Annotated in this window: 3 protein-coding genes; 2 read left to right on the forward strand and 1 reads right to left on the reverse strand. The window is 63.7% G+C overall.

Annotated features, from left to right (window positions below):
* Positions 1 to 1231, forward strand: a 1231-nt coding sequence (locus PLJ71_20535) for a PQQ-binding-like beta-propeller repeat protein (GenBank protein HQM51081.1), incomplete at its 5' end; no start/stop codon positions are given.
* 15 nt (positions 1232 to 1246) lie between these two features.
* Here PLJ71_20535 and PLJ71_20540 read toward each other — a convergent pair.
* Complete coding sequence (locus PLJ71_20540) at positions 1247 to 4006, reverse strand: right-handed parallel beta-helix repeat-containing protein (protein ID HQM51082.1); 2760 nt, start codon at positions 4004 to 4006, stop codon at positions 1247 to 1249.
* A 329-nt stretch (positions 4007 to 4335) separates the two neighbouring features.
* On the opposite strand from PLJ71_20540, the gene PLJ71_20545 reads away from it, so the two are divergent.
* Positions 4336 to 4951, forward strand: a 616-nt coding sequence (locus PLJ71_20545) for a TIM barrel protein (GenBank protein ID HQM51083.1), incomplete at its 3' end; no start/stop codon positions are given.

Consider the following 4951-nt stretch of genomic DNA (forward strand, 5'->3'; position numbering starts at 1 on the left):
GACGGATTGGCCCGAGTACCGGGGTCCGTGGAAAAACGGCAATGCCCAGGCCCCCGGCAGCACGGAACCCATTAGGCTGCCCCTCACCTGGAGCGAAACCCAGAATATCGCCTGGAAAACGGCCATCCCCCATGAAGGGCATTCGACCCCGGTCATCCTCGGCGGCCAGATTTGGCTGACCACGGCCACCGCGGACGGCCGCGAATCCTTCGCGATCTGCGTCGATGCCCAAACCGGCGAAATCCGGTTCAACGAAAGAGTTTTCGAGAACGAGAACCCCGAGCCGCTCGGGAACAACATCAACAGTTACGCGTCACCGTCGCCGGTCATCGAGCCCGGGCGCGTATACGTCCACTTCGGCTCGTATGGCACGGCGTGTTTGGACACGGCCACGGCCAAGCCGGTATGGGAGCGCCGCGACCTTCCGTGCCGCCACTTCCGCGGCCCCGGGTCGTCGCCGCTGCTCTACGAAAACCTCTTGATCCTCTCGTTCGACGGCATTGACCAGCAGTACATTGCCGCGCTCGACAAGAACACGGGCGGCACCGTCTGGAAGACCAACCGTTCGACCCAATGGAAGGACCTGCTCGAAAACGGGCGGTACTTCCGCGACGGGGATTATCACAAGGCGTTCTGTACCCCTCTCGTCATCGAATGGGAAGGAAAGCCGCAACTGATCTCGCTCGGCGCGTGTGCCGGGTTCGCCTATGATCCGTACACCGGCGCGGAGCTCTGGAAGACCCATCACGACGCCCACTCGGCCTCGCCCCGGCCTCTGTTCGGCAACGGTCTTCTTTATGTGACGACTGGCCACGGCCAAACCGAGTTGTGGGCCATTCGTCCCGGCGGCCAGGGTGACATCACCGACACGCACGTCGCATGGCGCGTGGCAGGCAAGGAAGTTCCCAAGCAGCCGTCGCCGGTGCTCGTGGGCGAACTGATTTACATGGTCAGCAACGAAGGCATCGCCTCGTGCGTCGACGCTCTGACCGGCGAGATGGTGTGGAGCGAACGAATCGGCGGCAATTTCATGGCCTCGCCCATATACGCGGACGGACGCATCTACGCCTCGAACATGCAGGGTGAAACCACCGTGATGAAGGCCGGCCGGACGTTCGAGATTCTTGCCGAAAACCGCCTCGAATCCGGGTGCCTCGCCTCGCCTGCGGTGTCGGGCAAAGCCCTCTTCCTTCGCACCAAGACCCATCTTTACCGGCTCGAGTCACGCTAGGTCCGCAAGTGACCCTTACTGTTTCCGTGTCTGGATGGCGACGTCGTCGATGTAGAAGACCGTGGTCGCGTCAGCGTTCGAGACGAAGCCAAACCAGTCGACGCGTTTGATGCTCTCGCCGGTCTGTGGCAGCCCTTCGAACCGTTTGGGTTCCTGTTCGGGCAGGGTGACGGTCAAGTCGTAGGTTGCGGTGGATTGACTTCCCAGCGCGCACACGATCTCGAACCGCACCCACACGCCGGGGGGCAGGGCCATCAGAGGCTGTCCGTTAGCGGAAAGCTGTCCGTCGCGCACCCAGAGGCTTGGGCCAATGCGGTAGGGGGAACGGTTGTCGCGCCACTCGTGGAAGAATACCGTGCCCGGCTCGAAACGTCCCGCGAACGAGCCCACGGCCGTCCCCGTCCGGAGGTGGGGGGCGCAGGACATGTAGGGGAAGAATGCGTACTGGAGGCCCTGCGCGTCGGTAAACTTCAGGCTGTGGCTGCCGGATGCGGCGGTTTCATCGGTAACGCGGATCGAGGCGCCGGCACCCTCGCCCTGGGGCGCCGCGATGCGTGCGGTTTCGCCTACGGGGGTTTGTTCGAAATCGTCGGCGATGCTGACGGGTTCGGGCACAGGCGGCGGCGAGAAGGGCTCCCGGGGAATCTGTTTGGGTTTGTCGGTCCACTCGGGCTCGCCATACAACCCCGGCGCGGAAAGGTCGAAGGGCTGGAACCCGAGGCCGAGAGCCGGGGAATCCGCCGCGAGCCGGAAATCGGCGTGTTCGGGATCGGCGAAGAGCGGGTCGGCCATGATCGACTGCGCGTCGTGGCCCTCGGCCTGCCATTGCTGGAAATCGCGGCCGGCGAAATCGAGGTCCGGGCCGAAGGAACTCCAGTAGCAGTTGGCGTGGAGCTGGTAGTTGCCGTTGTCCCAGTGGATGCCCAGCATGGACTCGTTATTGCTGTAGACGATATTGCGCTCGAGGATGAACGAGATGTGTTCTTCCTCGCGCGAGCGGCGCAGCTGAGGCCCGTGCGAGTAGGCGAAGATGTTGTTGAGCACCCGGTTTTCTTTGCCGTAATGCTGGTGCAGGTTGCCGCTCGAGGTGTTGTAGACCAGGTTATTCTCGGCCACGATGTACGAAGAACCTTCGTCGAAGTAGATTCCCCATCCGCCCGAAACTTTCGGGTACGAAATCGAGTCGTGGAAGATGTTGTTGCGGATAATGGTTCCGGGGGAAACGCCGAGGGTATAGATGCTTCCGGTGTCGCTGAGCTGGCCCTTGGCGGTGTGGTGCACGCGATTGTATTCGATGATGTTGTTGTGCGCGGAGCTCGGGGCAAATCCCCACGACCACCCGACCGAGACGCCCGAGTACCGGAAGTCGCAGATTTCGTTGTGCGAGAGCGTATTGTACGAACTTCTCCCGAGCCACGCGCCAACCGCCCCGCGGTAGCGTTTCCCGCCGTCGTGAATGAAGCAGTTGTCGATGATGTTGCGCTCGCACGCGAGGTTGGGAGTTGCGGCGTCGCTGGTTTCGCCGATGCGGACCCCGCCCGCGCCGAGATCGGCCACTTCCGAGCGGCAGAGGCGGTTGTCCTGGCATCCCGCGCGGAACCAGACGCCATAATTGCCGGCGTGGGCGACCTCGCACGCCTCGATAAGGCAATTGCGCGCGCCAAGGGCTTCGATGGCGGCGTTGACCGGCACGGCCGCCTGCCCCCCGGGGTAGCCCTCCGCCGGAAGGGTGTATTCGCCGTAGTGCAGGCGCAATCCTTTGAACGCGAGGTGCTCAACAAACGCCCCTTCCTCGGGTTTGCCCGCGAGGACAAGCAATTGCTGCGTCACCGGCGCCACTAGGGTGACGGTCTCGGGCGTTTCGCCCGGCAGGGGGTAGTAGTAGAGCACGCCCGTCTTGCGGTTCAGGTACCATTCCCCGGGCTGGTCGAGGCCCTCGAAGAGATTCTCGACGAAGAAACGCTGTCCCGCGGGCTGCCAATAGCCCATGGGCCAGCCGGACCCGGCAGTAAACTCGAGGATATGATTCTCCAGGTCGAGGCTCTTGACGAAGTGCATCGAGGTGTCCCACGATTGAAACACGACTACCCAGGCGTCCGCGAGGCTCTCCCACTGCTGCAGGTCGCCCGGCTGAAACCGGATCTTGTCGTGGCTGGGCTCCTCTTTCCCCGTGTCCGCATTCGTCACCATTACGCGGCCCGTGGTATGGAAATAATCGGTGTCTCCGGGATAATCGCCCACGGGGTGCGCCGGATTGGGCGTGCGGGCGAGCTGCCGCCATTCGCCGTTCACATACAACCCGGTGAACACCCATTTCCCGTCGCGCACCTCGGGCAACTCGAGGGTCCACAGGGTCTGGCCCACGGTCCATCCTTCGAGGATGCGCCCGCCGTGAATTACCGGACGCTCCCCCGGGTACGCCTCGTAGGTGATGGGCGCGGAGACGGCGCCCGAGTCTTGCGGGCCGAACGTCACCGGCGCCGTGACGTGGTACGTGCCTTCGCGGATCAGGACGCGGATCGGGGCCTGGGTTCTTGCCGCGGGGTCGAGCGCGCGAATGGCGTCGCGCGCGGCCGCAATGGTCGCGAACGGCCCATCCGTGCCTTCGGCGCTCGGCGCCTCGAGTCTGCCCGTCCACGCATCGTTGCCGTTTGGCGCAACATAGAAGGCCGTCGCGCCGGACGCTTCCTGTGCCGCAGCGGCGCCCGGCACGAGCATTGCACAGACCCAGCCCATCGTTGCAGCAATGTGCGGCAGATACGTTCGCGTAAACAAGGATGCCCCTCCTCGGTGTGGCCCACAGTGAAAGCGTGATTGATGCCCAGCGCGGGCGATCATGACACCTCGCACGAGGGATTACAACCCGGTAAACACAGAAAAAGGGGGCCGCAGGGACAGAAGGCGCACCACTTGTTTGTAACGCGGTTGTGGCATGAAGATCCGCGTTCATGATTCGCGAGCCCCGGAGCGCCCCCTTGGCAATCGCGGCATTTTCAGGTCGCGGGTGGCAATGTGGTAGGATGGGCATCGGGCTGGGTCTGCTGTGACCTTGCGTGCAATGCCCGGTAGTTGCAGCTAAGCGGATTAGAAGGAGGCTCGTTCCAGTGAAAGTTCAAACAGCAGAACAGATTGGTGTGTGCAGTTGGTCGCTCCAGGCGACGGGTCCCGAGGACCTGGCGGAGAAGGTGAACGCCCTTGGCGTGAAGCGCGTGCAGCTCGGCCTCACGCCGCACCGCGGAGACACGGGTGCATGGAACGGCGTGGAGGTGGTGCTGGCCGCGTCGGGGATTCGTATCGTAACGGGGATGTATTCGACGATAGGCGAGGATTACACGACCCCGGAGACGATTCGCCGCACGGGCGGCATCGTGCCGGACCAGCACTGGGAAGAGAACGTGGCGCTGGCCAAGGCCACGGCTGCCAAAGCCCGGGAACTGGGCCTGCCATACATCATGGCGCACGCGGGGTTCCTGCCCCACGACCCCGGCGACCCGGATTTCGACAAGCTTGCTGGGCGCGTCGCTACGCTTGCCGGTCTGTTCGCCGACGCCGGCGCGGGACTGCTGATGGAAACCGGCCAGGAAAAAGCGGATACGCTGCTCGAGTTCCTCGACGAAATGAGGAGGCGCGGCGCGGCCAACGTCGCGGTGAACTTCGATCCGGCCAACATGATTCTCTACGACATGGACGACCCCATCGAGGCGCTGGGCAAACTGGCCC

It is taken from the genome of Candidatus Hydrogenedentota bacterium, from assembly GCA_035416745.1.
Lineage (GTDB): Bacteria > Hydrogenedentota > Hydrogenedentia > Hydrogenedentales > SLHB01 > UBA2224.